This is a genomic window from Flavobacterium hauense, assembly GCF_054457175.1.
This window is the reverse complement of the sequence record NZ_JBTKVX010000003.1, coordinates 120,007-145,452: the sequence shown is the minus strand read 5'-3', so window position 1 is coordinate 145,452 and position 25,446 is coordinate 120,007. Positions and strand designations below refer to the sequence as shown.

The following is a 25,446-nucleotide window of genomic DNA, read 5'->3' as shown; positions in this document are numbered from 1 at the left end:
TTTACTACTAGAATCTATATGGGTTCTTTTCTTTCTAACTACTGATTTCAAATCCACACTATCGGGTCTGGTTAGCTCTGTTATCTAATGTCCATATAAAAAAATATCCCCGAAAACCTATGGCTTTCGGGGATGCTATGTAAAATGAAAGATTATATTTTAGTTTGCAGGTTTCTCTGCTTTTTTGATGGTTACCACAAGCTCTGTTGCGTTATCATCAAGATCCATAAAGATCTCATCACCGTTGGATATCTTGTTGGTAATGATCTCTTCGGCAAGCGTGTCTTCAACATACTTTTGGATGGCACGTTTAAGCGGTCTTGCTCCATACTGTTTGTCAAAGCCTTTTTCGGCAATAAAGTTTTTAGCTTTATCAGATAATGCAATGTTGTAGCCAAGGTCTTTTATCCTTCCGTAAAGTTTTTCAAGCTCGATGTCGATGATAAGGTCGATATGCTCTTTTTCAAGAGGATTGAACACAATAATATCATCTATCCTGTTGATGAACTCGGGAGCAAAAGTTTTCTTAAGCGCAGCTTCGATAACACCTTTTGTATGATCGTCTGCCTGTGCTTTTTTGGCAGATGTGCCAAAACCAACACCCTGTCCGAAATCTTTTATCTGACGCGCACCAACGTTTGATGTCATGATGATGATAGTGTTCTTGAAGTCGATCTTACGGCCTAAGCTGTCAGTTAAATAACCGTCATCAAGTACCTGAAGCAACATATTGAATACATCCGGGTGTGCTTTCTCGATTTCGTCAAGAAGTACTACACAATATGGTTTTCTTCTAACTTTCTCAGTAAGCTGTCCGCCTTCTTCGTAGCCTACATATCCCGGAGGCGCACCTACAAGCCTTGAAATGGCAAATTTTTCCATGTATTCGCTCATGTCGATACGTACCAGTGCATCTTCTGAGTCAAAAAGCTCTTTGGCGATAACTTTGGCAAGCTGTGTTTTACCAACACCTGTCTGTCCAAGGAAAATGAATGAGCCAATCGGCTTGTTAGGGTCTTTAAGACCTGCACGGTTACGCTGGATGGACTTGGCGATCTTAGCAACTGCTTCATCCTGTCCGATAACCTTACCTTTAATAAGTTCAGGCAGTTTAGCAAGCTTGTTGCTTTCGGTCTGGGCAATACGGTTTACAGGAATACCTGTCATCATAGATACTACATCTGCAACATTGTCTTCGGTAACGGTAACGCGGTTGTTCTTAGAATCTTCTTCCCACTGCTCCTGAGCAATTGCAAGGTCTTTCTCTATACGTTTTTCGTCATCGCGAAGTTTGGCTGCTTCCTCATATTTCTGTTTTTTGACAACAGAATTTTTAAGTTCACGAACCTCTTCAAGCTGCCTTTCCAGCTCAAGTATCTGTTTAGGAACATCAATATTGGTAATGTGAACGCGTGATCCTGCTTCGTCAAGGGCATCAATAGCCTTGTCCGGAAGGAAACGCTCGCTCATATACCTGTCTGTAAGCTTAACACAAGCCTCAATAGCTTCCTGTGTATAGATTACATTATGGTGATCCTCATATTTATTCTTAATGTTGTTTAGTATAGTGATCGTTTCAGGAACAGTAGTAGGTTCTACTATAACTTTTTGAAAACGACGCTCAAGAGCACCATCTTTCTCGATGTACTGTCTGTACTCATCAAGGGTTGTGGCACCAATACATTGAATTTCGCCCCTTGCGAGAGCCGGTTTAAACATATTGCTGGCATCAAGTGAGCCTGTAGCACCACCTGCACCAACAATAGTGTGTATCTCGTCTATGAAAAGAATGATGTCATCATTCTTTTCAAGTTCGTTCATAACCGCTTTCATACGTTCCTCAAACTGCCCGCGGTATTTTGTGCCTGCCACTAAACTGGCAAGGTCAAGGGTTACCACACGCTTGTTGAAAAGGATACGCGATACTTTTTTCTGAATGATGCGTAATGCAAGTCCTTCGGCAATGGCCGATTTACCCACACCCGGCTCACCAATAAGTAGCGGATTGTTCTTTTTTCTTCTGCTTAATATCTGCGATACGCGCTCAATTTCCTTTTCGCGGCCCACTACGGGGTCAAGTTTGCCTTCTTCGGCAAGCTCGGTCAAATCACGGCCAAAATTGTCAAGAACAGGTGTTTTTGACTTTTTATTGGCTTTGGCACCGGAAGAAGGATTATTGAAATTGCTTTCGCGCATACTGTCATCTTGTCCTGCATCGTCATTATATGACTCTGCCTTAGGAAGGTTCTCCAGGTATTCTTCTTCGTTTGATGTCATACTGATAAATTGTTCTTTAACGGTTTCGTAATCAATTTTTAGTTTGTTAAGCAATTTTGTGGTCGGGTCATTCTCATTGCGTAAAATGCACAACAGTAAATGTGCTGTGCTTATAGAGGTGCTCTGGAAAACCTTAGCCTCAAGAAATGTTGTTCTCAGGGCGCGTTCTGCCTGGCGCGTTAAGTGAAGGTTTTTCTTCTCATTATTGCGGTCAGCATTTGGATTTGCGGGGCTTAATATCTCTACTTTTCTGCGTAAATGATCCAGGTCAACAGAAATGTTGTTCAAAATGGAAATGGCTTTACCGTTGCCGTCTCTCAAAATCCCTAACATTAAGTGCTCTGTACCAATAAAGTCGTGACCCAAACGCAAGGCTTCTTCCTTACTGTAGGTAATCACATCTTTGACTCTTGGTGAAAAATTATCATCCATAATGTTATTCTTTGATACTTGTAAATGTAAGTATTTGTAAAAGATTTTACAAAAACCATACCTAATTAATGGTACTGACATTGCTGACAATGCCTGTTATGCTAAGTGACGAAAAAAAAGCCGGAAATAAAAGTAAAAAACCAAATGTTTATTAACTATTGCGTATTAATCTTCTGTTAATAAAACGTGTAAATTATTGGATTTATTGATTTATAATCCTGAGAAAAATACGTATATTGGCACGTTTTGTAACAACTATAATATTTTAATATAACTACTTATGTCTGAAGGAGAAAAGTTAATTCCTATTAACATAGAAGACGAAATGAAATCAGCCTACATTGATTATTCAATGTCGGTAATCGTATCAAGGGCGCTTCCGGATGTTAGAGATGGCTTGAAACCGGTACACCGAAGAGTACTTTATGGAATGTATGAATTAGGAGTATTATCTAACAGGGCTCACAAGAAATCTGCAAGGATCGTTGGTGAGGTACTTGGTAAATACCACCCTCACGGTGACTCATCAGTATATGACGCAATGGTGCGTATGGCACAGGAGTGGAGTCTTCGTTACCTTCTTGTAGACGGTCAGGGTAACTTTGGATCGGTAGATGGCGACAGCCCCGCAGCGATGCGTTATACTGAGGCAAGGATGCGCAAGATATCGGAAGAGATCATGGCCGACCTTGATAAAGAGACAGTAGACTTCCAGCTTAACTTTGATGATACTTTAGAAGAACCGACAGTTATGCCTACAAGGGTGCCAACCCTTTTGGTAAACGGTGCATCAGGTATTGCAGTAGGTATGGCGACCAATATGGCGCCGCACAACCTTACTGAGGTTATTAATGGTACACTTGCTTATATAGATAATAATGATATTGAGATTGACGAACTTATAACACATATAAAAGCACCGGATTTCCCTACGGGAGGTACAATTTATGGTTATGAAGGTGTTCGTGAAGCATTCAAAACAGGTCGTGGGCGTATTGTTATGCGTGCCAAAACCAGTTTTGAAGAAGTAGAAGGCAGAGAGTCAATTATTGTTACCGAAATCCCTTACCAGGTGAACAAGGCGGACATGATCAAGAAAACTGCCGACCTTGTTAATGAAAAGAGAATTGAGGGTATTGCCAACATCCGTGATGAATCGGATAGGAATGGTATGCGAATCGTATACATACTTAAACGTGATGCTGTGCCAAATGTGGTGCTTAATACCTTATTTAAGTATACACAGTTACAGTCATCATTCAGTGTTAACAATATTGCACTTGTAAAAGGAAGGCCGCAATTACTTAACCTGAAAGAGATGATCCACTATTTTGTGGAACACAGGCATGATGTAGTTGTAAGGAGGACACAATATGAACTTCGTAAAGCCGAAGAGCGTGCACACATATTAGAAGGCCTTATCATTGCTTCTGATAATATCGATGAGGTAATCGCTCTAATCCGTGGCTCTAAAGACGGTGAAGAAGCGCGTGGTAAATTGATGGAGCGTTTTAGCTTATCTGAAATACAGGCACGTGCTATTGTAGAGATGCGTTTAAGGCAGCTTACAGGTCTGGAGCAGGATAAACTTCGTGCTGAATATGAAGAGATAATGAAGTTAATAGCTGAATTGAAAGCCCTTTTGGAAAGCAAAGAGCTAAGGATGGAGCTTATTAAAACAGAACTTATCGAGATAAAAGATAAATATGGCGATGACCGCCGTTCGCAAATTGAATATTCTGGTGGCGATGTAAGTATTGAAGACCTTATCGCTGATGAGAATGTGGTTATTACCATATCTCACGCAGGGTACATCAAGCGTACGCCACTTAGTGAATACAAAACACAAAACAGGGGTGGAGTAGGACAAAAAGGAGTGGCAACACGTGACCAGGATTATCTTGAGCATCTGTTCGTTGCGACTAACCACAACTATATGTTGTTCTTTACCCAAAAAGGTAAATGTTTCTGGATGCGTGTTTACGAAATTCCTGAAGGAAATAAAACAAGCAAAGGACGTGCGATACAAAACCTTATCAATATCGAGAATGATGATAAGGTAAAAGCATTTATCTGTACCCAGGATCTTAAGAACGAAGAATATACTAACAGTCACTATGTAATCATGGCTACCAAAAAGGGTATCGTTAAGAAAACACTTCTTGAGCAGTACTCACGTCCAAGATTAAACGGTATTGCTGCGATTACCATCAGGGAAGATGATGAGTTATTAGAAGCAAAACTGACTACAGGTGAGAGCCAGGTGCTTATTGCTGTTAAGTCTGGTAAGCTTGTACGCTTTGAAGAAGGTAAAACGCGTCCTATGGGCCGTAGCGCTTCGGGTGTCCGTGGTATTACCCTTGCTGATGACAGTGATGAGGTGATCGGCATGGTTTCTGTAAACGATATGAACAGTGAGATCCTTGTAGTATCCGAGAAAGGATATGGTAAGCGTTCAAGCCTTGACGATTACAGGATTACTAACCGAGGCGGTAAAGGTGTAAAAACACTAAATATTACCGATAAGACAGGTAAGCTTGTATCTATTAACGGTGTTACCGATGCTGATGATCTTATGATCATCAATAAATCGGGGCTTACTATCCGCATGATGGTGTCTGACCTAAGGGTTATGGGCCGTGCGACTCAGGGTGTACGTCTTATCAATATCAAAGGCAACGACTCTATTGCTGCAGTAACTAAAGTTGTGCGTGAAGAAGATGCAATCGAGGAGGGGCTTGAAGAGCTTGATGGCGAAGGTGCAGAAAATGGAGTTACCGGCTTTATCGCTGAGGATGGCGATTCAGCTACTGAAAACGATAACGAAGAACAAAAAGAAGAATAATAAATAAACTACTATGAAAATTCAATATGCAATTGCAGCGTCGGTATTGCTTTCAGTAAGCGCGTTTGCACAAAAAGATGAGCTAAAAGCTCTTAAAAAGCTAACTGAGAAACAACAGCCTGCTCCTGCAGATATTCAGGAGATGGGTACGCTTTTATCTCAGGTTGAATCTAAAATGGGAGCTGCTACTCCTGAACAGCAAATTGACTACAATTATTTTAAAGGGATGTACAACCTTAACCAGCTTAAGGCTAACCCTAATAAATCTCAGGCTGTATTTGAGGAAACTTTAGCTAGCTTTAATAAAGTTGTTGAGCTTGAAAAAGCAGGGAAAAAGAAATATACCCCGCAGATTGAACAACAGATTTATCCTGCACTTAAATCGTCAGCAGTTAGTGGAGCAGAATCATTAGGTAAAGCGCAGATGTTTAATGAGTCTGCCCTATTTTATGCAGCTGCTTACAAAATAGACCCTAAAGATGCTTTTAATCTTTACAACGCTGCTGCATCTTCAGTGAATGCTAAAAATTATGACAGGGCACTTGATTATTATCTTGAACTGGACAGGATTGGCTTTACAGGAGAGAGTGTTGTTTATACAGCTAAAAACAAAGCGACAGGTGTTGTTGAAGCTTTCCCGAATAAAAGTACCAGGGATATCGCAGTACAGTCCGCACAGTATATTTTACCTCAGGAAGAAAAAACGCCATCAGTAAAAGGAGAGATTGTTAAGAACATTGCACTTATCTATAATACTAAAGGAGAAACTGAAAAAGCTAAAGCTGCTTTTGCAAATGCAAGAAAAGCTAATCCTGATGATACTAACCTTATAATTGCTGAGGCAGATCTTCATTTTAAAGCTAAAGATATGGCTAAATATAAAGAGCTTATCAGTGAGGCAATACAAAAATCCCCTAACGATGCGGATTTGTATTATAATCTTGGAGTTGTTACCGGGGAGTCTGATGCTAATGAGGCAATCACTTACTACAACAAAGCGTTACAAATTAAACCTAACTATGTTAATGCAAACATTAATCTTGGTTTATTGATGCTGAAAGACGAGAAAAAGATCGTTGAACAAATGAATGCTATAACAGGTAATACTGCTAAAGATAATCAGCGTTACGATGCTCTTAAAAAACAAAGGGAGGCAATTTATAATAAAGCACTACCTTATTTTGAAAAGGCACATAAAGATGAGCCGGATAATCAATATGTAATATCAACGCTTGCTTCAATTTACCAGGCGATTGACAGAATGGATGATTACAAAGCGATGAAAGCTAAGATCAAATCGTAAATTACGATTCGTCTATAAACTAAAATGCCCCTCGAAACCGAGGGGCATTTTTATTAGGATAAAAACAGGATTATCTTAATTGAGCTCCTGTTTCTTTTTCAAGGTTTTGTCTTATTTTGCCCATTATCTTATCGATTTGCTCATCGGTAAGGGTTTTGGTGCTGTCCTGAAGCAGGAAGCTAACTGCGTACGACTTTTTGTCTTCAGGAAGGTTGTTTCCTTCATATACGTCAAACAGGCTAACATCTTTAAGAAGTGATTTCTCTGTTTGTTTTGCAACTGTATAAATCGATTCAAAAGAAACTGATTGGTCTACCAACAGTGCTAAATCCCTTCTAACTTCTGGGAATTTAGATATCTCTGTATATTTAATTTTACCTGTTGCAAGTTTTATGATTGCACCCCAATTGAAATCGGCAAAGAAAATATCCTGCTTGATATCAAAATGTTTCAGTATCGATTTTTTAATGGTACCAAATTCAACAATGGTTTCAGTGCCAATAGCCAATGCAATGCCCTCTGCAAAAATATCATTGTTTACCGGTTGTGTCTGTATTTTGGCTAAGCCAAGTCTTGTAGTTATAAGATTGATATATCCTTTGAACATAAAGAAGTCTACCGGTTTCTGGGCATAGCTCCAGCTCTCTGCTAAACGGCTTCCGGTTACTGTCAGGGTAAGGTGTTTTTTCTCATCATAGCCTGAAGGTAATTTATGATACGTTTTGCCAAACTCAAACAGCTTAAGATCGCTTCTTCTACGATTGATGTTGAATGAAACAGCTTCAAGTGCACTGAACAGCAATGATTGCCTCATAGCAGAAAGGTCGCTGCTTAGCGGATTCAGCATCATAACATTGAACTCTTCTTTCAGGTTTTCTGAAAGTTTGATATAATCAGGTGTGGTAAGCGAGTTAGCCATCATTTCGTTGAAGCCAAGTGACACCATTTGCGCACCTATGATATTCTGCAATTTGTAATCTTCATTACGTGCAGAGTTAGAGATAGAAGCATTCAGTTTTTGGGTAAACGATATGTTGTTGTAGCCATAAACCCTAAGTATCTCTTCAATAACGTCTATTTCACGTGTTACGTCAACGCGGTAAGCAGGCACTACAAGTCCAAGTCCCGCATCTGACATATTGTTGATTTTGATATCAAGCGATACCAGTATCTTTTTGATGGTCTCTTTAGAAAGTTCCTGCCCTATAACACGGGTTACATTGGCAAAGTTTACCACTACCGAGTTGTCTTCAATCTTTTTAGGATAAATGTCTATAAGATCCGATGTTATCTCGCCACCCGCTGTTTCCTGTATAAGGAGTGCAGCTCTTTTAAGGGCATATTCTGTAATGGTTGGGTCGATACCTCTTTCAAAACGGAAAGAAGCATCTGTGCTAAGCGCATGACGTTTAGCGGTCTTTCGTACCGATACAGGATTGAAGTAAGCACTCTCCAGGAATATCGAAGAAGTACCTTCGGTAACACCTGAATTTTTTCCGCCAAATACACCGGCAATACACATTGGCCCGGTTTCGTCACAAATCATCAGGTCTTCTTCGTGCAGGGTTCTTTCCACATCGTCAAGCGTTGTGAATTTTGTGCCTGCCGCAACTGTTTTCACGATTACTTTATTACCTTTTATCTTAGATGCATCGAACGCGTGAAGCGGCTGCCCTAATTCATGTAGTACGTAGTTTGTAACGTCTACGATATTATTTTTTGGAGTAAGACCAATTGATTTAAGCCTGTTCTGAAGCCATGCCGGAGATGGTTTTACAGTAATACCGGATATGGTCACACCGCAATACCTTGGCGCAAGCTTATTGTCTTCTACTTTAACGTCTATTTTAAGGGTGCGTTTGTCTACCCTGAAATTACTTACTGATGGTGTGATAAGTTCTGTGTGAACATTCTTTTGCGAAAGACCCGCACGCAGGTCTCGTGCTACACCCCAGTGGCTCATGGCATCGGCACGGTTTGGTGTAAGCCCGATCTCAAAAACCTCGTCGCTTTCTATGTTGAATATCTTTGAAGCAGAAGTACCCGGTTTCAGGTCTTCATGAAGCACAAGGATGCCGTCATGCCCTTCGCCAAGCCCAAGCTCATCCTCGGCACATATCATACCATGGCTGTCTTCGCCGCGTATCTTTCCTTTTTTTATCTGGAAAGCGTTACCTTCTTTATCATATAGCGTAGTGCCAATAGTAGCAACCGGAACTTTCTGTCCAGCGGCAACGTTAGGAGCACCGCAAACGATTTGTACCGGAGTTCCATCACCTAAATCTACAGTTGTAATCCTTAGCCTGTCAGCGTTAGGGTGCTGAACGCAGGTAAGCACATGGCCTACCACAACACCCTCAAGACCGCCCTTAAGCGACTCAAATTTGTCCACACCTTCTACCTCAAGACCAAGATCGGTAAGCAGTGCAGCGGTTTCTTCAGATTTCCAGTCTAATTTTATGAATTGTTTTAACCAGTTATAGGATATACGCATTGTAGTTTATTTTAAAAGCATGCAAAGATAATGATTGTTGGTTAAAAACAGGGTTACAATTTCAGGTGAATGTTTGCTTTTTTTTAAAGAATTATTTAAGAAGAGGGTAGATGCTGTCTTTTAATTTTTCGTTATATCCTTCGATCTTTTTCAGCATCCTGCCTTCCGGACTTATTAAGATAAAAGTTGGCGTTGCATTAACTGCATAGCGCATAGTGGTCCTGCCATACCTGCCTTCATTATTATTTAGCCTCGTATAGCTTATTTTTTCTGTTTTGTTGATTTTTTCCCAACCCTTGCTATCAATAATAGTAGTTAGAGAAACTACTTCGAGCTTGTTTTTCTGCTCTTTTGAAATTTCTTCCAGCATGGGTATCGCCTTTTTGCACCAGCCACAACCCGGACTCGAAAATTCAAGCAATATATACTTATCCTTGTTTAGGTAATCGTGCATTTGATGTGTTTTGCCGTGTTGATCTTTAGCTTCAAAATTGTAAACAATACTGCCCGGGTTTACTTTTTTTGCCTCGACATATTCTTTGATTGCTTTACCATTCCTACTGTTTTGGGCCTTTACATCCATTTTGTTATAAATGGCTTCAATTTCTTCAGAATCAAATTTTTCCCTGAGTATCAGAAAGTAATCAAGGGCTGCAACAGTATTATAGTTTTTACGGATGAAATCTTTAATTGTTGCCTCTAGACGGTTTTCAACTTTTGTGAATTTACCGTTTTTACCATCATAAAGTTCTTTAATGCTGTCTGTAGCTCTAATGTCTTTGGACAGGGCAAAATATTCATCCGATATTTTATCTCTGTCTTCCATGTCTTTTGCCAAAAGCCCGTTCAGGCTGTTTGCAGCTTCCTGTTCTTTCGACCCTGAAATGTTTACATGATATGGAAAATCCTTTTTATCGGCGTTTATAGTCAGTATTTCATCTTTAATAAAAAGGCTACAGTAATCAGCAGGTAAATTTTTACCATTATCAATGGTGAGGATGAATTTTTCAGGTTCACTGTTCGCAGGCCCCTGAAAAGTAAATGAATTATTATTGAGCGTTGTGTAATATTCTTCAGACTGGTCTTCAAAAGATGCAAGCTTAACGCGTGTGCCATCTTTATATCCGGTGATATGGCCTGTTAAGATAAAACTTTCTTTTTGGCAGGCTGAGAGCATTAGTAGACTTGCTAGTACTACTATTTTGTATAGTTTAAATGTCTTCATTGTTGAATCAGTAGTCTTTCAGTTTGTTCTATAATCTCTTTAAAAATTTAAGGTAAATTTTAAAGTTATTTCCTTTTGGAAACTCTATTTAATGATAATTTTATTAGTAGCGCTGCCTGTACTGTTTGTCGCAGAAATTAAGAATATCCCTTTCTCTTTAATGTTGATTGTGTTATCTTCAGCGTTAATGTTTTTAGTTAGTATAAGCTGGCCAATCATATTTAGAACAGTAACGCGGGCCGGATAGTCTTTGAGTTCTATAGTTACCATTCCTTCTGAAGGGTTTGGATAAACTATAAGAGTGTTTTTGATGTTATATTCATTGACAGAAAGAGATTGCTGCAACGCATTATAAGCGTTAACCCTGCCATGGCCATAGAATTCATCAAATCCTTCCGTATCCTCAATAGCATTGCCTACCTGATCTTCGGCAGTAGTTTCTAAAATGCTCTTTATTTGTGCCGGTGTTCGGGAAGGATCCTGCGCCAGCAATAACGCAGCAATACCTGCCACAGCAGGGGTCGCCTGAGAGGTGCCGCCCCAATAATCATCATAATTAGTGTCAGATGTATTTGAGAGGCCATAAATAAAATTACCTGGTGCTACTATAGAGATGTGCGATCCATAATTACTCCCGCTATTCAGATCCCAAAAGAAAGGAACTGTTCTTGTATCATCAGGATTTGTAGCACCTACTGCGATTACACCCTCATAGTTAGCAGGATAATATGGTAAGTTGGTATTTGTATTCATCATACAGGCAACCACTGTAACTCCATTTTCTAACGCATAATCTATAGCCTCTTTCAGTATTGAAGAGTAAGTATCACCTCCAACAGAAAGATTTATAACATTGGCACCATTATCTGCAGCATACACAATTGCTTCGGCCCACCATGTATAGAAGCCAAAATTATCAGCACTAATACCTTTTAATGTCATTAGCTTACAATTTGAATCAATCCCGCTATATCCTATGATATTATTGCCATTGGCACCAATAATCCCTGTTACATTAGTGCCATGACCATGATCGTCAACAGGCAAATTGTCATTATTTACAAAGTCCCAGCCATTAATGTCATCTATGTAACCATTGTTGTCATCATCAATTCCATTGTCTTCTATTTCAAGAGTATTTGCCCATAACCGTCCTTCAAATTCAGGATGATCAAGTTTAAGTCCGGAATCCATAGTAGCTACAACAATTGAGTTACTTCCCAGCTCAATATTCCAGGCGTCTTCCATCTGTATATCGGCCCCGCTTGTAGCGGTAAGCATATTAAAAGAACCATTATTATTCAATCCCCATTGCCTGTAATAAAAGTCATCACTTGGAGTATTAGTTGTGACAGCTTTTACACCTCCTGCTTTTCCAATTGCATCTTTCTCTGCATATTCAACAAGGCCCGTACTTTCATAGGACTTAATTATGGCTTCGGTTCTTGCTGTTTCAGGAAAAGTAAATGCCAGCACAGTAGACGGATTTCGTTTTCCCATCCTTAATTGCTTTGCGGTGCTGGAGTGATTAAGAGTGTTTATTTTATCGATAGCAGCTATACCGGTAGTATTTTGGGTTAGAGCTTCGGCTGTAATTTTTATTCCCGGCTTTAGTTTTACGATTATGCGCTGTCCGTTTTGGGCCAAAACGCTAAAAGAAGCAAAAGCAGTGATAAGTAAGATGATTTTTTTCATTGGGTGATTAGTTGGTTTCAACAAATATAGAGAATCATAAATACTTTTTAATCAAACAATCATAAATTCCTTACATTTGAAATCAGTAATTTAATGCCATGAAATACATAGTTTCCGCTATAGCACTCCTTTTAAGTTTATCTGTAAATGCCCAGTTAAAAAGCCCTTCTGATTTTCTGCCGAATTATGGTAAGACCGTAAGTTATTACCACCAGGTAGAAGATTATTTTGGTTATCTTACTCAGAATTCTGACATGATAAAGCAACAGAATTACGGGCAGACTACACAAGAGCGCAATCTTAATGTGTATTTCATATCATCAGCTGAAAATCTTCGCAGTCTTGAGAATATACGGGTTTCCAACCTAAGCCAGATAGGTATGAGCGATGTGAAACTGACCAACCTGAATGATAAGGCCATAGTATGGCTGAGCTTCAATGTGCATGGTAACGAGCCGGGTGCTACAGAAAGTGCCATGTCTGTTGCTTATCAGCTGTTGAATCCTGATAATAAAGAAACGAAGCAATGGCTGGCTAACACGGTCGTTATACTTGATCCCTGTTTAAACCCTGATGGTTTTTCGCGTTATGGTAACTGGCTGAGGGATGTATCGGGTAAAAACCTGCATCCGGGACTTAGCGACCGTGAGCACATGGAGCCATGGCCGGGAGGAAGGCAAAACCATTATGATTATGACCTGAACCGTGACTGGGCATGGCAGACACAGGCCGAAACCCGCCAACGCATGGTGCTGTATAACGAGTGGATGCCAATGGTACATGTAGATGTGCATGAAATGGGTTTCAACGAGCCATATTTCTTTCCGCCTGCAGCAGAGCCAATGCATGATTTCATTACCAAAGCACAGCGCGATTTTCATAACACCATTGGCGAAATGACCGCCAAAAAGTTTGATACAAAAGGATGGAATTACTATACCCGTGAGCGTTTCGACCTGTTCTATCCGAGTTATGGTGATACTTATCCAAGCTTTAACGGAGCGGTGGGTATGACCTATGAGCAAGGAGGTATTGGGGCAGGACGTGCCGTACAGATGGCTAACGGAAACATCCTTACGCTTCAGGACAGGATAGATCATCACACAGCTGCCGTGCTTACCGCTGTTGAGACGGCTTCATGGAAAAAAGACAAGCTGGTAAAAGATTTCAGGGCTTACTTTAAAGAAAGCAGGGAAGACCTTAAAGGCAAATACAAAACCTATGTGGTTAAGAATTCAGGTAAGACTGAGCAGCTGGTACGATTGCTAAAACGCAATAAGATACAGTATAGCTATGCTGCTGAAACAAAAAAGACATCAGGTTATCATTATCAGAGCGATAAAGACAAGGATTTTACTATAGAGCCTAATGATCTTATTGTAAGGGCAAACCAACCAAAAGCAGTACTTACTCAGGTGCTTTTTGAACCTGCACAGAGGCTTACAGACAGCTTGTCGTATGACATAACTGCATGGGCATTACCACATGCTTATGGTATTGATAGTTATGCCCTGAAGGGTAACCTCTCTATAGATACAAAGGCTGAAATTAGCCGCAAGGGCAAGTTTGAATACGAAGGCGTTTATGCTTATTATGTGCCATGGAACGGAAGGGAATCAGCTAAAGTACTTGGACTGATGCTGAAGAGTGGTGTAAAAGTACGTTCATCAAGAAGGGCTTCGGCATTCAGGGGGATAAAAGTGAGTCCGGGCGACCTTGTAATACTTAAAGGAGACAATCCGCAATTAAGCGATTTCAAAAACATGATGGATGCTTTTGTAGACAAAAAAGCCGATTACGAAGTGATTGAGAGCGGCTACTCGCTTTCAGGTGGAGATTTGGGAGGAGAGAACTATCCATTGCTTGAAACACCAAGAGTACTCTTGCTTTCGGGTAATGGCGTTAGCGCAACCGATTTTGGACAGGCATGGTTTTATATGGATGAAATCATTAATTATCCTGTGAGTATAGTAGATATTCAGAGTATGGGCAGAATAAGCATGTCCGATTTTAATACACTTATTTTACCGGACGGTTGGTATGACCTGACCGAAAATCAAAAAAAGAAAATAGACGATTTTATAGACAATGGCGGTAAAGTGATCGCGATAGCCAATGCGCTCAGCCTTTTTGAAGACAGGCCGGGTTATAGCCTTACCAAATTTGCATCTGAAGCAGCAAAGGAACTTGAAAATACTGAGCACGATGAGCAAGTAATGAAGGCGCGTTTTCTGGATTATCAAAATGCAGAAAGACGCGCGCTTTCCGCATCGGTGCCGGGAGCGATAGTAGAGAATGTATTAGACAGGACTCATCCGCTTTCGTTTGGTCTTGGCGATAAGTATTTCAGCCTGAAAACAACCGACAGCCGTTATCAGTTACTTAAGAATTCCTGGAATGTGGCTTATGTTCCTACAGGATACAAGAACTTTGGTTTCATTGGCAAAAGCCTGAAAAAGAAGTTTGAAAATACGGTGACCTTCGCTGTAGAGCAAAAAGGCAGGGGCGAGATCATTTACATGGTAGATAATCCGTTGTTCCGTGGCTTCTGGGAAAATGGTAACCTGTTGTTCAGTAATGCGTTGTTTTTGGTAGATTAAAATAAATTTTAGCCACTAGTTTACACTAATTTAATTTGTGCTAATTTGAGTAATTCGTGGCAGAAAAACACTTGAAACTGCTTAAAAACTAAAGTTCCCAATTCTTTACAGATTCATCATTCAAATTTGCAGTATAAACTACAAATGTGAATGATGATGAGTACCCGTTTCTTTACCTTTTTTCTTAGCCTTATTTTCGGTACAACTGCCTTTGCGCAATTAACTCCACCCGGACTTGGGGAAACTGAAACAGCCTTTTGGTCGGCAATAGGAGTGTCGCAAAAGCTGGACGAAAAGAACACATCTAAAACCTATTTTGGTACAGGCTACATAAGTGGTACAGAAAATGGCAATCCCTTTAATGAGCCTTCCATAATGGTACTGAACCAGGAGTTTTATCATAAGCTGAATTCAAAATGGCAGTATAGCTATGCTTTAAGTTACCGCAGGCAGCACGAATATGATGACAGCTTCGATGAACCTCAGGATATAGGCATAAAACAGGAATTCAGGGTATACGGCAGGATTAGCTATACTGTTCCTGTTGGGAATTTAAAATGGACAACCACCTTACGCCAGGAAGTACGTAAATTTTATACCAATGATTTTGCACAGGTACCTGAGGACCTGCAATTGCGTACGCGGTTAAAAACACAGCTCTTTGTTCCTCTGGATAATGATTCTGAAAATAGTATTATCGGAAGTGCCGAAGTTTTGTTTGCCATGACAAATGACAGCAATAAAGGGTGGAATAACCCTGAATATAAAGAGGCACGATTTTGTCTGTATTATAGCTATTCACCTAATGAAATCCCCGTGACTTTTGATATTGGTTACATGAATGATCTGATGGGTAATGGGTACGACACATCTGATGCTGGTTACCTCGCGATGGATATCATTATCAAAGATCCTTTTTCACATTCGTAGCTGTTGTGTAAAATAAAAGTACTTATTTAGGGTTTATATATTCAAAAGGTATTTTTATGAGAGCAGTGATTTTTCTATTTATGCTGGCAGTATTTACAGGATGTGACAACAGCGATTCAGATTCAGATAACAATAATAATGAAAATCGTGACTTTAAGCAGGATATGCGTGAATTGGTCATTGGCATTAGCCAAAAAGGGAAAGGTATACATCCCGGATTTATTGTCATACCCCAAAATGGTATTGAGTTAGTTTCCATAACAGGGGAAGCCGGTGGCGCACCTCATACTGCTTATCTTGATGCTATAGATGGAAATGGTCAGGAGGATTTTTTATATGGCTATGACAATGACGATGTTACAACACCTGCTGATGTGACATCTTATCTGAAGGGTTTTCTGGATATATCCAAGAATGCCGGCAATACTATTTTGGCAACAGACTATTGCTCAACACCATCACATATTACTCACTCTTATGCTGCTAATAACGGATTTGGGTATGTGTCTTTTGCCGCACCTGAGCGTAGCCTTAATGTGGTTCCCGCAACAGAACCTAACAATGTGAACGCTACTGCGATTACAACGCTTTCACAGGCTAAAAACTTTTTGTATCTCATAAATCCCGAAAACTTTGCTTCTAAAGCAGACTTTATAAATGCTTTAACCGCAACCAATTATGATGCAGTTATCATAGACCTGTTTTTAAATGATGAAATTTTTACAGCTGCTGAAATCACTCAATTGCGTAATAAAGCTAACGGTGGAAAACGTTTGGTAATTTGTTATATGTCGATAGGGGAGGCTGAGGATTACAGGTATTACTGGCAGTCTTCATGGAACAGTAGTAATAAACCTGAATGGATTGCTGCCGAAAACCCTGACTGGCCCGGGAATTTTAAAGTGAAATACTGGAATCAAGACTGGCAGGGCATCATCTACAAGAACAACAATTCATACCTGAACAAGATTACATCTGCAGGATTTGACGGAGTTTATCTCGATATCATAGATGCTTTTGAGTTTTTCGAGTAATAAAAAAACAGATTCGGCAATGCATGTCAGTTTACTGCTGACATACAACTGTCAAATATTCTTTACTTATCTGATTCTGATTTTAATTCAAATGTCATCTTGTCATATTGTTGTGTCATTCTTTTAATTGGCACAATGATTGTCTAATGTAAAACGTCCACTTGAATAAATAAGAATCAAAACAAAATAATAAAAAGAAAGAAGATGAGTAAAATAATCGGAATTGACTTAGGAACAACCAACTCGTGTGTTTCCGTAATGGAAGGTAACGAACCGGTAGTTATTCCTAATGCTGAAGGAAAAAGAACAACCCCGTCAGTAATTGCATTTGTTGAAGGCGGAGAGATCAAAGTTGGAGATCCTGCTAAAAGACAGGCAGTGACCAATCCCACAAAAACCATCGCTTCTATCAAACGTTTCATGGGTAATAAATACACTGAAAGTTCAAAAGAAGCTGGTAATGTACCATACAGTGTAGTTAAAGGTGACAACGATACACCACGCGTTGATATCGATGGACGTCTTTATACTCCACAAGAACTTTCGGCGATGACATTGCAGAAAATGAAAAAAACTGCCGAAGATTATCTTGGGCAAACAGTAACCGAAGCGGTTATTACTGTTCCTGCATACTTTAACGATGCGCAGCGTCAGGCTACTAAAGAGGCTGGTGAGATTGCAGGTCTTAAAGTTAGAAGGATCATCAACGAGCCAACTGCTGCTGCTCTTGCTTACGGGCTTGACAAAACAGGTGTTGACCAAAAAATTGCTGTATATGACCTAGGTGGTGGTACATTCGATATCTCTATCCTTGAGTTAGGTGACGGTGTATTTGAAGTACTTTCTACGAATGGTGACACTCACCTTGGTGGAGATGACTTTGACCAGGTAATCATAGATTGGTTAGCTAATGAATTCAACAGTGAAGAAGGTGTAGATCTTCGTAAAGACCCAATGGCACTTCAGCGTCTGAAAGAAGCTGCTGAAAAAGCTAAAGTTGAGCTTTCGTCTTCTACACAAACAGAAATAAACCTGCCATACGTAACTGCTACGGCTTCAGGACCAAAACACTTAGTTAAAACATTAACAAGAGCTAAATTTGAGCAACTTGCTGACGAACTTGTAAAACGTTCTATGCAGCCGGTAGCTAAGGCTCTTAAAGATGCAGGTCTTTCTATATCTGACATCGATGAGGTTATCCTTGTAGGTGGTTCTACACGTATACCACGTATCCAGGAAGAAGTAGAGAAATTCTTCAACAAAAAACCTTCTAAAGGTGTTAACCCTGATGAGGTTGTGGCAATTGGTGCTGCTATCCAGGGTGGTGTACTTTCAGGAGATGTTAAAGATGTATTGCTTCTTGACGTAACGCCACTTTCTCTTGGTATCGAGACTATGGGCGGTGTGTTAACTAAACTAATTGAGGCTAACACTACTATCCCTACTAAAAAATCTCAGGTATTCTCTACTGCAGCTGACAATCAGCCATCTGTTGAGATTCATGTACTACAGGGAGAAAGACCAATGGCTACAGATAACAAAACTATCGGTCGTTTCCACCTTGACGGAATTCCACCTGCACAAAGAGGTATTCCGCAGATTGAAGTTACTTTTGACATTGATGCCAATGGTATCATCAAAGTATCGGCTACTGACAAAGGAACAGGAAAAACACATGATATCCGTATTGAGGCTTCTTCAGGCTTAACTGCTGAAGAAATTGACAGAATGCGTAAAGAAGCTGAAGCTAATGCTGATGCTGACAAGATCACAAGAGAGCGCGTTGAGAAACTTAACGAAGCTGACGCTATGATCTTCCAAACGGAGAAACAACTTACTGAGTTTGGCGATAAATTGTCACAAGGAAACAAAGACACTATCGGAATGGCACTTACTCAACTGAAAATGGCTTATGAAGCTAAAGATGTTGACGCTATCCAACCGGCACTTGACCAAATTAACGAAGCATGGAAAAATGCTTCTGAAGAGATGTACAAGCAAGGTGATGCAGGTGCTCAGGGACAACCTGAAGCTGCTCAGGCAGAAGGAGACAACGTTCAGGACGTTGACTTCGAAGAAGTAAAATAATTTCTATAGCAATATAGATTTGAGATAGTAGAAAACGCCGCACATTGTGCGGCGTTTTTGTTTTAGGCCTCACCTCAACCCTCTCCAAAGGAGAGGGAGAAGCTTCACTCTTATGTATTTCGCATTGATTATTTTGTCATTTTGAGCGCAGTGCAGCGCAGTCGAAAAATCTCAGGATAGAGATGCGTAATGTGTAGAGATTCTTCCTTCGTCAGAATGACAAAGCGGACAACTATAAACCATCAACCGACAACAAATCTACTCCACAGTAAATCCTAATCCTTGAATATATTCTTTGTTCTGGAAGTTGTTCTTATAAAGGCAATTCTCTAAGTATTGATTCAATGCCTTTTGAACTTTAATCCTGTCGGGCATATTCTCACGGATCTTCTCAAACGAACTCCGGTCGCTTTCGGCATACTTTGTTATTAACGCATAGTCATCCGGTTGCTTGAAGTTCATAATACCTTTAGTGTTGTCCATTTTCTTGTACGGCCAAAATGCCCAGTTGATCTTATTCTGGTCAAGCAGTTTCCTGAAATCCATAACCCATTCATCGGTATTCTCTCCGGTTTCACCAATGTAGATCGGCACATTATGCTTATTGCTAAAGTCAAGGTACTTTTGCACTGACTCCTGATTGATATCAAACCAGTATTTATGGAATTCATACACCACATTGTCATCCAGTATGCGTTCAAACACACCAAAGTCACCTGCCCACATAGAGCCATTCAGGTAAATTGTATGTTTCTTATCAACCGATCGTATGTCTTTTACTATTCGTTCGTAGACCATAAAAAGCCTGTGGTTGTAATCAGGTATCTCTTTGGCAAAATAATGTGCAAAAGGCTCGTTGATTACGTCATAACCTAAAATTATCGGATCGTTCTTATAGCGTTTAGCGATTTTTATCCAGATAGCGCTCATTTCGTCCTGCGCTGTTTTGCTGTAGTACAGCCACGGATAACCATAGCTGTCATCGATGTTGTCGCCGGTCTGTCCACCCGGAGCGCAATGCATGTCTAAAAGTACATACAGGTTTTCCTGACGGCACCATTCTATAACACGGTCAAAGTATTCAAAACCGGCATTGCGTTTACCCATATACAGGTCATTGGTGAATAGTTTATAATGAAAAGGCAGGCGAAGGTGGTTTGAGCCTGTTCGTTTCAGGTATTTAATATCTTCATGGGTAATGTAGTTGTCAAGGTATTTATTCCAAAAGGCAGCGGTACTGTCAGGGCCAATCATTTCCTGAAAGAGCTGGTCAATTTGTCGGGGAGCGGCAACTTTACCGGTTTTGAACATATAGCCTTCGGGTACGAGCCAGTTGCCAAGGTTTGTGCCTTTAAGCAGGATGGGTTTCCCGTTGGGTTCAATAATTTGTTTGCCATTTGTTTTTACAAACTTGCTTTTGTTTTGTGCAAATGAATGGTTCACTGAAATAAGAGCTATAAGCAGGAGGGAAGCGGTAATTTTGTTTATCATCATGATGGTAATTTACCCCTAAAGATAAAGAATACAGTAAGCGATTTGCAGTTGTTGAGGTAGTGTATAGGAGATTAATGCGATAATCTCCATATTACCTAAACCAATTGCCTATAAAATGAAAAACACGTCCGAAGAATGTGCGTTTTTGTGTGTATGTTGTGGTTGTAATAGTTGTTATTGCTCCAATCGTACCAGTTTGTTCGGTGCTTCTGTGATAAGGCTCAACAACTATATCTTTTTGAATTTCATCAATTAGTTTAATTAAAATATTAGAATCATTATTTATCACAATGTCTTGTTTTATCATACTAACATATGATACTTCCAAAATATCATTTTTTTTAGTATCAATTGAAAATTTACCATCAATATCAGTTTTTACACCTTTTCCGGTTCCTTTAATGATTACATCCGCTCCAGAGATTGGGAATTGCTCTGAATCTACAACTGTACCAGTGATTATACGTTTTTGTGGAGGAGCAACCTTGCCAATTATATCGTCAGTTTCAGTAACACGCTGTTCAGTATTTACTGGTGTTTGCGCAGAAATAGTATGATTTCCAATCGTCAGAAAACTAACTATTGCTGCACTGGCTGCTATCCATATAGTAGATTTTTCTTTTGGTACAACCAAATCCCTTTCAAGTTGTGTTGTCCTGAACCTTCCACAGGCATTTTCTGTGTTTTTTAGTATAGTAGCAATTTCCCTGTCAGATGAGTTTGTAAAGTCAAATACTGTCTTTTGGCATGAAGCGCAAAAACGTCCTTTGGCTTCAGGAGTCATTGCATCCCAGTTTTCATGGCATGGGGTAGGGATGGATATCTGGATTGGCTTCTTCATATACTATATGATGCTATAATTGGTCTAAAGGTTGGGTCAGTTGGCATTTATATTTTATGCTCACTAATATAAATAAAAAAAGCAGGCTTAAACCTGCTTTACGTTATATGATTTTTTTGATAACCCTTAGTTTATGAGAATGCCTTTTGGTATCGGTATTATAAATACCTAAATGATCAAGACGGTCAATGCGCACTTTGCCATGCCCGTGGATGATATAGTTATCTTCCATTATAATACCCACGTGAATGATACGGCCTTCTTCATTATCAAAGAATGCAAGGTCACCGGGCTCACTTTCTTCGATAAAGCTTAAGGCTTCGCCCTGTGTGGCTTGTTGTGAGGCATCGCGCAACAGCGAATAGCCATTCAGTTTATATACCATTTGTGTAAATCCTGAACAGTCTATTCCGAAAGGTGTTTTTCCTCCCCATAAATAGGGTGCGTTCAGGTACATGAAAGCGGTTTGAATCAGTTGCTGTTTGCTTGTTACCCCGGATACTTTAAGCCCTTCAAACAAGAAGTTATCGGTATTAATAGAATGATGGTCAAGAAAGTTAAGGGACGAACCTAGTGGTATGGATAACAGCTGATTGTCCGGTGTGGTAAGGTACTCAATAAGGTCGCCATTAAGCACAACAGCGCTGTTGCTCAGGATGTGGTAATCGGCTTCGCTGATCAGTCGGTATTGCTTATTGTCGATCCAGCCGTTATAGCCATCAAAAGCCAGCTCTATACGCGACCATTTTTCGGTTTGCTCCAATATTTTAAAATGCTCACCAAACAACACCTGCGTTGTCATTTCGCTTCTGTCGCTTGGTTCTAAACGTAGGGGCACAATGGCAAGATTACATATACCGAACATCCTTCTTAATTGACTTATTTTTTATTGTGTATTGACTATTACTGCAGTAGCTAAAAGAAAAACGCTGCTTACAGATACCACAAATATAGCAGTAAAATCTGAAGCAGCGTTATATGCTGAAAGCTGTTTTCACCTAAGTTAATAACAACTTTTTAGTAACAATATTTTAATTAAGCGCGCTCAATAACAATAGCAGAAGCACCACCGCCACCATTACAGATAGCTGCAGCTCCTGTTTTAGCGTTATTTTGCTCAAGTACGTTCATAAGCGTAACAATGATCCTTGCACCTGAACATCCCAGAGGGTGTCCAAGAGATACTGCTCCACCGTTTACGTTTACTTTAGTAGCATCAAGACCTAATATTTTGCAGTTAGCAAGACCTACTACAGAGAATGCCTCGTTGAATTCGAAGAAATCAACATCATCTTTAGAGATACCTGCTTTGTCAAGTGCTTTCGGAAGCGCTTTTGCAGGAGCAGTAGTAAACCATTTTGGCTCCTGTTCTGCATCTGCATAACCTTTAATGTAAGCAAGAGGCTTAAGGCCAAGTTCGTTTGCTTTTTCTTCACTCATGATAACAAGTGCAGCAGCACCGTCATTAATAGTAGAAGCGTTAGCAGCAGTAACTGTACCATCTTTTGTGAATACAGCGTTTAACGAAGGGATTTTGTCAAGTCTTACGTTAGTATACTCCTCATCTTTAGTAACCATGATTGGGTCACCTTTACGCTGAGGAACAGCTACAGGAACGATTTCGTTGTCAAATTTACCTGCATCCCATGCATTAGCTGAGCGCGTGTACGATTCGATTGCAAAGTTGTCCTGCTCTTCACGTGTAATTTTATATTCAGCGGCAGTTGCATCAGCGCTAACACCCATTGCAGTGTTGTCGTAAGCATCTGTAAGTCCGTCTTTCTGGAGTCCGTCAACCATAGTAGCAGGGCCAAATTTAGCACCTGTTCTCATTTGAACATAGTGAGGGATAAGGCTCATGTTCTCCATACCACCGGCAACGATTACATCAGCATCGCCAAGCTGGATAGCCTGGGCAGCCTGCATAACCGCTTTCATACCTGAAGCACATACTTTATTTACAGTCGTAGCGATAACTGAGTCAGGAAGTCCTGCAAAACGGGATGCCTGCCTTGCCGGAGCCTGTCCAACACCTGCCTGCACTACGTTACCCATTATTACTTCGTCTACATGTTTAGGATCTAAGTTTATTTTTTCAAGTGCTCCCTTAATGGCAGCAGCTCCAAGCTGAGAAGCCGTAACAGTTGATAATGCACCCATAAAGCTTCCGATAGGAGTACGTACAGCCGAAACGATTACTACTTTTTTATTCATGACGTATAATCTTTTGTTTGTTGAAGTTGCGAAATTAATGAATTAAAGCTCAGATAAAAACAAACTGTTTAAAAATTGTTGTAAAAAAAGCAGGTTTGTTGAATATTGTTCTGTATAAAAAAGAAACCCCTGCGTTTTGGGCAGGGGTCTATATCTATTTGGAGCTTATTATTTAGCTTCAGCCATTCTTTTAAGGATTGCCCATTGTTTTAATGCGGTTCTTGCTTCAACAGCAGGGTAGCCCAAATATACTTTACCTGCAGGGATATCGCCTGTAACGCCTGATCCTGCACCTACTGTAGCACCGCTGCCGATAGTGCTATGGTCTTTTATCGAAGCGCTTCCACCAATGATAACACCATCGCCAAGGGTTACAGAGCCTGCAAGTCCGCTGTTTCCGGCCATGATACAGAATCTGCCCAACACACTGTTATGTCCTATTTGTACAAGGTTATCGATCTTACAGCCATCACCAACAATAGTAGAACTGAATTTACCGCGGTCTACACATGCATTGGCACCTATCTCAACAGCATTGCCTATGATGACATTACCGATCTGAGGTATTTTTGCCAGTCCCTGCTGCGGACACGGTCTGAAACCAAAACCATCTGCACCAATGGTTGCATTAGGATGGATGATACAGTACGAACCTATATGACAACGTTCTCTTACTACGGCGCCTGACCAAATGGTTGTGCCGTTTCCTATAGTACATTCGTCTAAAACAGTAACGTTAGGATAAAGTATGGTGTTGTTGCCTATTTTTACGTTAGGGCCTACATAACAACCGGCACCTATTTTTGAACCTTCACCAATAACAGCTGTTTCATGAACTACTGCTGTAGGATGTATTGCCTGCTCAAATACCGGAGGGGCAGGAGCGAACAACTCAAGTACCTTCGACATTGCCAGGTCGGCATTGTTTACTTTTATAAAAGCTCTATTCTCTCCGGGTTCTATACCTATATCGGTATTTACAACCGCTACAGAAGCTTTTGAGTCAGCCCAAAGCTTCTCATATTTCTTATTTCCAATAAAGGAAATCTGGTCGTTGCCTGCAAGCTCAAGTTGCTCTGGCGATAAAATCTGGTTGCTGGTAGAGCCCACTAATTCTCCATTCAGCAGTTCGCTAATTTCCTTAACAGAATACGATTTCATAATGTAGATGTATAAATGTTTGTTTGAAACTTATTAAAGAATATGCCCAATAAAATGCATACTTTTCAATAGTCGGGGGTAAATATAGAAATAAAATACTATGCAGTCCTATAAATGCATTTTTATATCAAAATAGGTCATGTTGGTTATATAGTAATGCAAACCCCGTGCCGTAACAGATTTAGTGCTTGAATTTAAATGGTTTATAAAAACAATAAGCCCCGCTTTAGGGCGGGGCTTATGCAGTCGTGTTTGTTTGAATTATTAGCCTACCAATGTAGCAGATAATGTGATTTCAGCTTTCAGTAGTTTAGATACCGGACATATCTCTTTTGCTTTTTGGGCAGCAGTCTGAAAATCCTGTTCAGTGATTCCCGGAACGTTAGCTTCAAGTTTCAGGTGGATTTTGGTAATAGTACCGTCTTCAAAAGTAACCTGAGCTTCAGTGTCAAGATTATCTGCTGTAAAGCCTGCTTCGTTAAGAAGGAAGCTTAACTGCATTGTATAACAGCCTGAGTGTGCAGCTGCAATAAGTTCTTCGGGGTTAGTACCAACGCCATCAGCAAAACGTGTTTTGAATGATAGTTGTGCATTGTTTAAGGTGGTGCTCTCAGTAGAGATCTTTCCTGTTCCTTCCATTCCTGTTCCTTGCCAGTTTGCGTTTGCTTTTCTTGTAAATTTCATGATAATTTGATTTTAAGTTTTTTGTATTTAAATGTACTCAGTTTATTAGTAAACCTTGTTAGGTTTTGATATTCATTTTGATAGGACAAAGTTATTTTAGTTCTATGTATAAATCAAATTAATAATTTT

The 25,446-nt window shown here is 40.1% G+C and carries 16 protein-coding genes; 6 read left to right on the top strand and 10 right to left on the bottom strand.

What is annotated here, in order from left to right; translation table 11 throughout:
• Positions 1-159: 159 nt before the first annotated feature.
• Positions 160-2,709: an ATP-dependent Clp protease ATP-binding subunit gene (locus ACX0HA_RS02870; protein WP_458843766.1), complete on the bottom strand. Its 2,550-nt coding sequence runs from the start codon at positions 2,707-2,709 to the stop codon at positions 160-162.
• Positions 2,710-2,989: 280 nt separating this feature from the next.
• Here ACX0HA_RS02870 and gyrA point away from each other — a divergent pair, with 280 nt between their 5' ends.
• Together gyrA and ACX0HA_RS02860 are read left to right on the top strand one after the other, a co-directional pair.
• A complete protein-coding gene (gene gyrA / locus ACX0HA_RS02865; RefSeq protein ID WP_458843765.1) occupies positions 2,990-5,554 on the top strand; it encodes a DNA gyrase subunit A in 2,565 nt (854 codons plus the stop codon).
• 13 nt (positions 5,555-5,567) lie between these two features.
• Positions 5,568-6,857 carry a tetratricopeptide repeat protein gene (locus tag ACX0HA_RS02860; RefSeq protein ID WP_458843764.1) on the top strand — a complete coding sequence of 430 codons (1,290 nt, stop codon included), beginning with the start codon at positions 5,568-5,570 and terminating at the stop codon, positions 6,855-6,857.
• 70 nt (positions 6,858-6,927) lie between these two features.
• On the opposite strand, the gene pheT is transcribed toward ACX0HA_RS02860, so the two are convergent.
• The 3 genes from pheT to ACX0HA_RS02845 form a co-directional block, all read right to left on the bottom strand.
• The gene (gene pheT, locus ACX0HA_RS02855) at positions 6,928-9,351 is read right to left on the bottom strand and encodes a phenylalanine--tRNA ligase subunit beta (protein WP_458843763.1); all 2,424 of its coding nucleotides are present in this window, start codon (positions 9,349-9,351) and stop codon (positions 6,928-6,930) included.
• A 91-nt stretch (positions 9,352-9,442) separates the two neighbouring features.
• A complete protein-coding gene (locus ACX0HA_RS02850; protein WP_458843762.1) occupies positions 9,443-10,576 on the bottom strand; it encodes a DUF4369 domain-containing protein in 1,134 nt (377 codons plus the stop codon).
• An 84-nt stretch (positions 10,577-10,660) separates the two neighbouring features.
• Positions 10,661-12,271, bottom strand: a complete 1,611-nt coding sequence (locus ACX0HA_RS02845) for a S8 family serine peptidase (protein ID WP_458843761.1) — start codon at positions 12,269-12,271, stop codon at positions 10,661-10,663.
• Positions 12,272-12,369: 98 nt separating this feature from the next.
• Between ACX0HA_RS02845 and ACX0HA_RS02840 the strand changes: the two genes are divergently transcribed.
• The 4 genes from ACX0HA_RS02840 (at position 12,370) to dnaK (ending at position 18,923) form a co-directional block, all read left to right on the top strand.
• Positions 12,370-14,871: a M14 family zinc carboxypeptidase gene (locus ACX0HA_RS02840; protein WP_458843760.1), complete on the top strand. Its 2,502-nt coding sequence runs from the start codon at positions 12,370-12,372 to the stop codon at positions 14,869-14,871.
• A gap of 150 nt (positions 14,872-15,021) precedes the next feature.
• Positions 15,022-15,801, top strand: coding sequence for a DUF2490 domain-containing protein (locus ACX0HA_RS02835; protein WP_458843759.1), 780 nt, complete (start codon positions 15,022-15,024; stop codon positions 15,799-15,801).
• Between the two features lie 56 nt (positions 15,802-15,857).
• Complete coding sequence (locus ACX0HA_RS02830; RefSeq protein ID WP_458843758.1) at positions 15,858-16,835, top strand: endo alpha-1,4 polygalactosaminidase; 978 nt, start codon at positions 15,858-15,860, stop codon at positions 16,833-16,835.
• A gap of 204 nt (positions 16,836-17,039) precedes the next feature.
• A complete protein-coding gene (dnaK, locus tag ACX0HA_RS02825) occupies positions 17,040-18,923 on the top strand; it encodes a molecular chaperone DnaK (protein ID WP_458843757.1) in 1,884 nt (627 codons plus the stop codon).
• A gap of 258 nt (positions 18,924-19,181) precedes the next feature.
• Here dnaK and ACX0HA_RS02820 read toward each other — a convergent pair whose 3' ends face one another.
• The 6 genes from ACX0HA_RS02820 to ACX0HA_RS02795 all read right to left on the bottom strand — a co-directional run bounded on the left by ACX0HA_RS02820 (position 19,182) and on the right by ACX0HA_RS02795 (position 25,317).
• Positions 19,182-20,417: a glycoside hydrolase family 5 protein gene (locus ACX0HA_RS02820; protein ID WP_458843756.1), complete on the bottom strand. Its 1,236-nt coding sequence runs from the start codon at positions 20,415-20,417 to the stop codon at positions 19,182-19,184.
• A 91-nt stretch (positions 20,418-20,508) separates the two neighbouring features.
• Positions 20,509-21,201, bottom strand: coding sequence for a carboxypeptidase-like regulatory domain-containing protein (locus ACX0HA_RS02815; RefSeq protein WP_458843755.1), 693 nt, complete (start codon positions 21,199-21,201; stop codon positions 20,509-20,511).
• A gap of 160 nt (positions 21,202-21,361) precedes the next feature.
• Entirely contained in the window at positions 21,362-22,123 is a 762-nt protein-coding gene (locus tag ACX0HA_RS02810; RefSeq protein ID WP_458843754.1) for a C40 family peptidase, read from the bottom strand.
• A 170-nt stretch (positions 22,124-22,293) separates the two neighbouring features.
• Positions 22,294-23,472 carry an acetyl-CoA C-acyltransferase gene (locus ACX0HA_RS02805; protein WP_458843753.1) on the bottom strand — a complete coding sequence of 393 codons (1,179 nt, stop codon included), beginning with the start codon at positions 23,470-23,472 and terminating at the stop codon, positions 22,294-22,296.
• A gap of 168 nt (positions 23,473-23,640) precedes the next feature.
• A complete protein-coding gene (gene lpxD / locus ACX0HA_RS02800) occupies positions 23,641-24,633 on the bottom strand; it encodes a UDP-3-O-(3-hydroxymyristoyl)glucosamine N-acyltransferase (RefSeq protein WP_458843752.1) in 993 nt (330 codons plus the stop codon).
• 264 nt (positions 24,634-24,897) lie between these two features.
• Positions 24,898-25,317: an OsmC family protein gene (locus ACX0HA_RS02795; protein WP_458843751.1), complete on the bottom strand. Its 420-nt coding sequence runs from the start codon at positions 25,315-25,317 to the stop codon at positions 24,898-24,900.
• Positions 25,318-25,446: the final 129 nt, after the last annotated feature.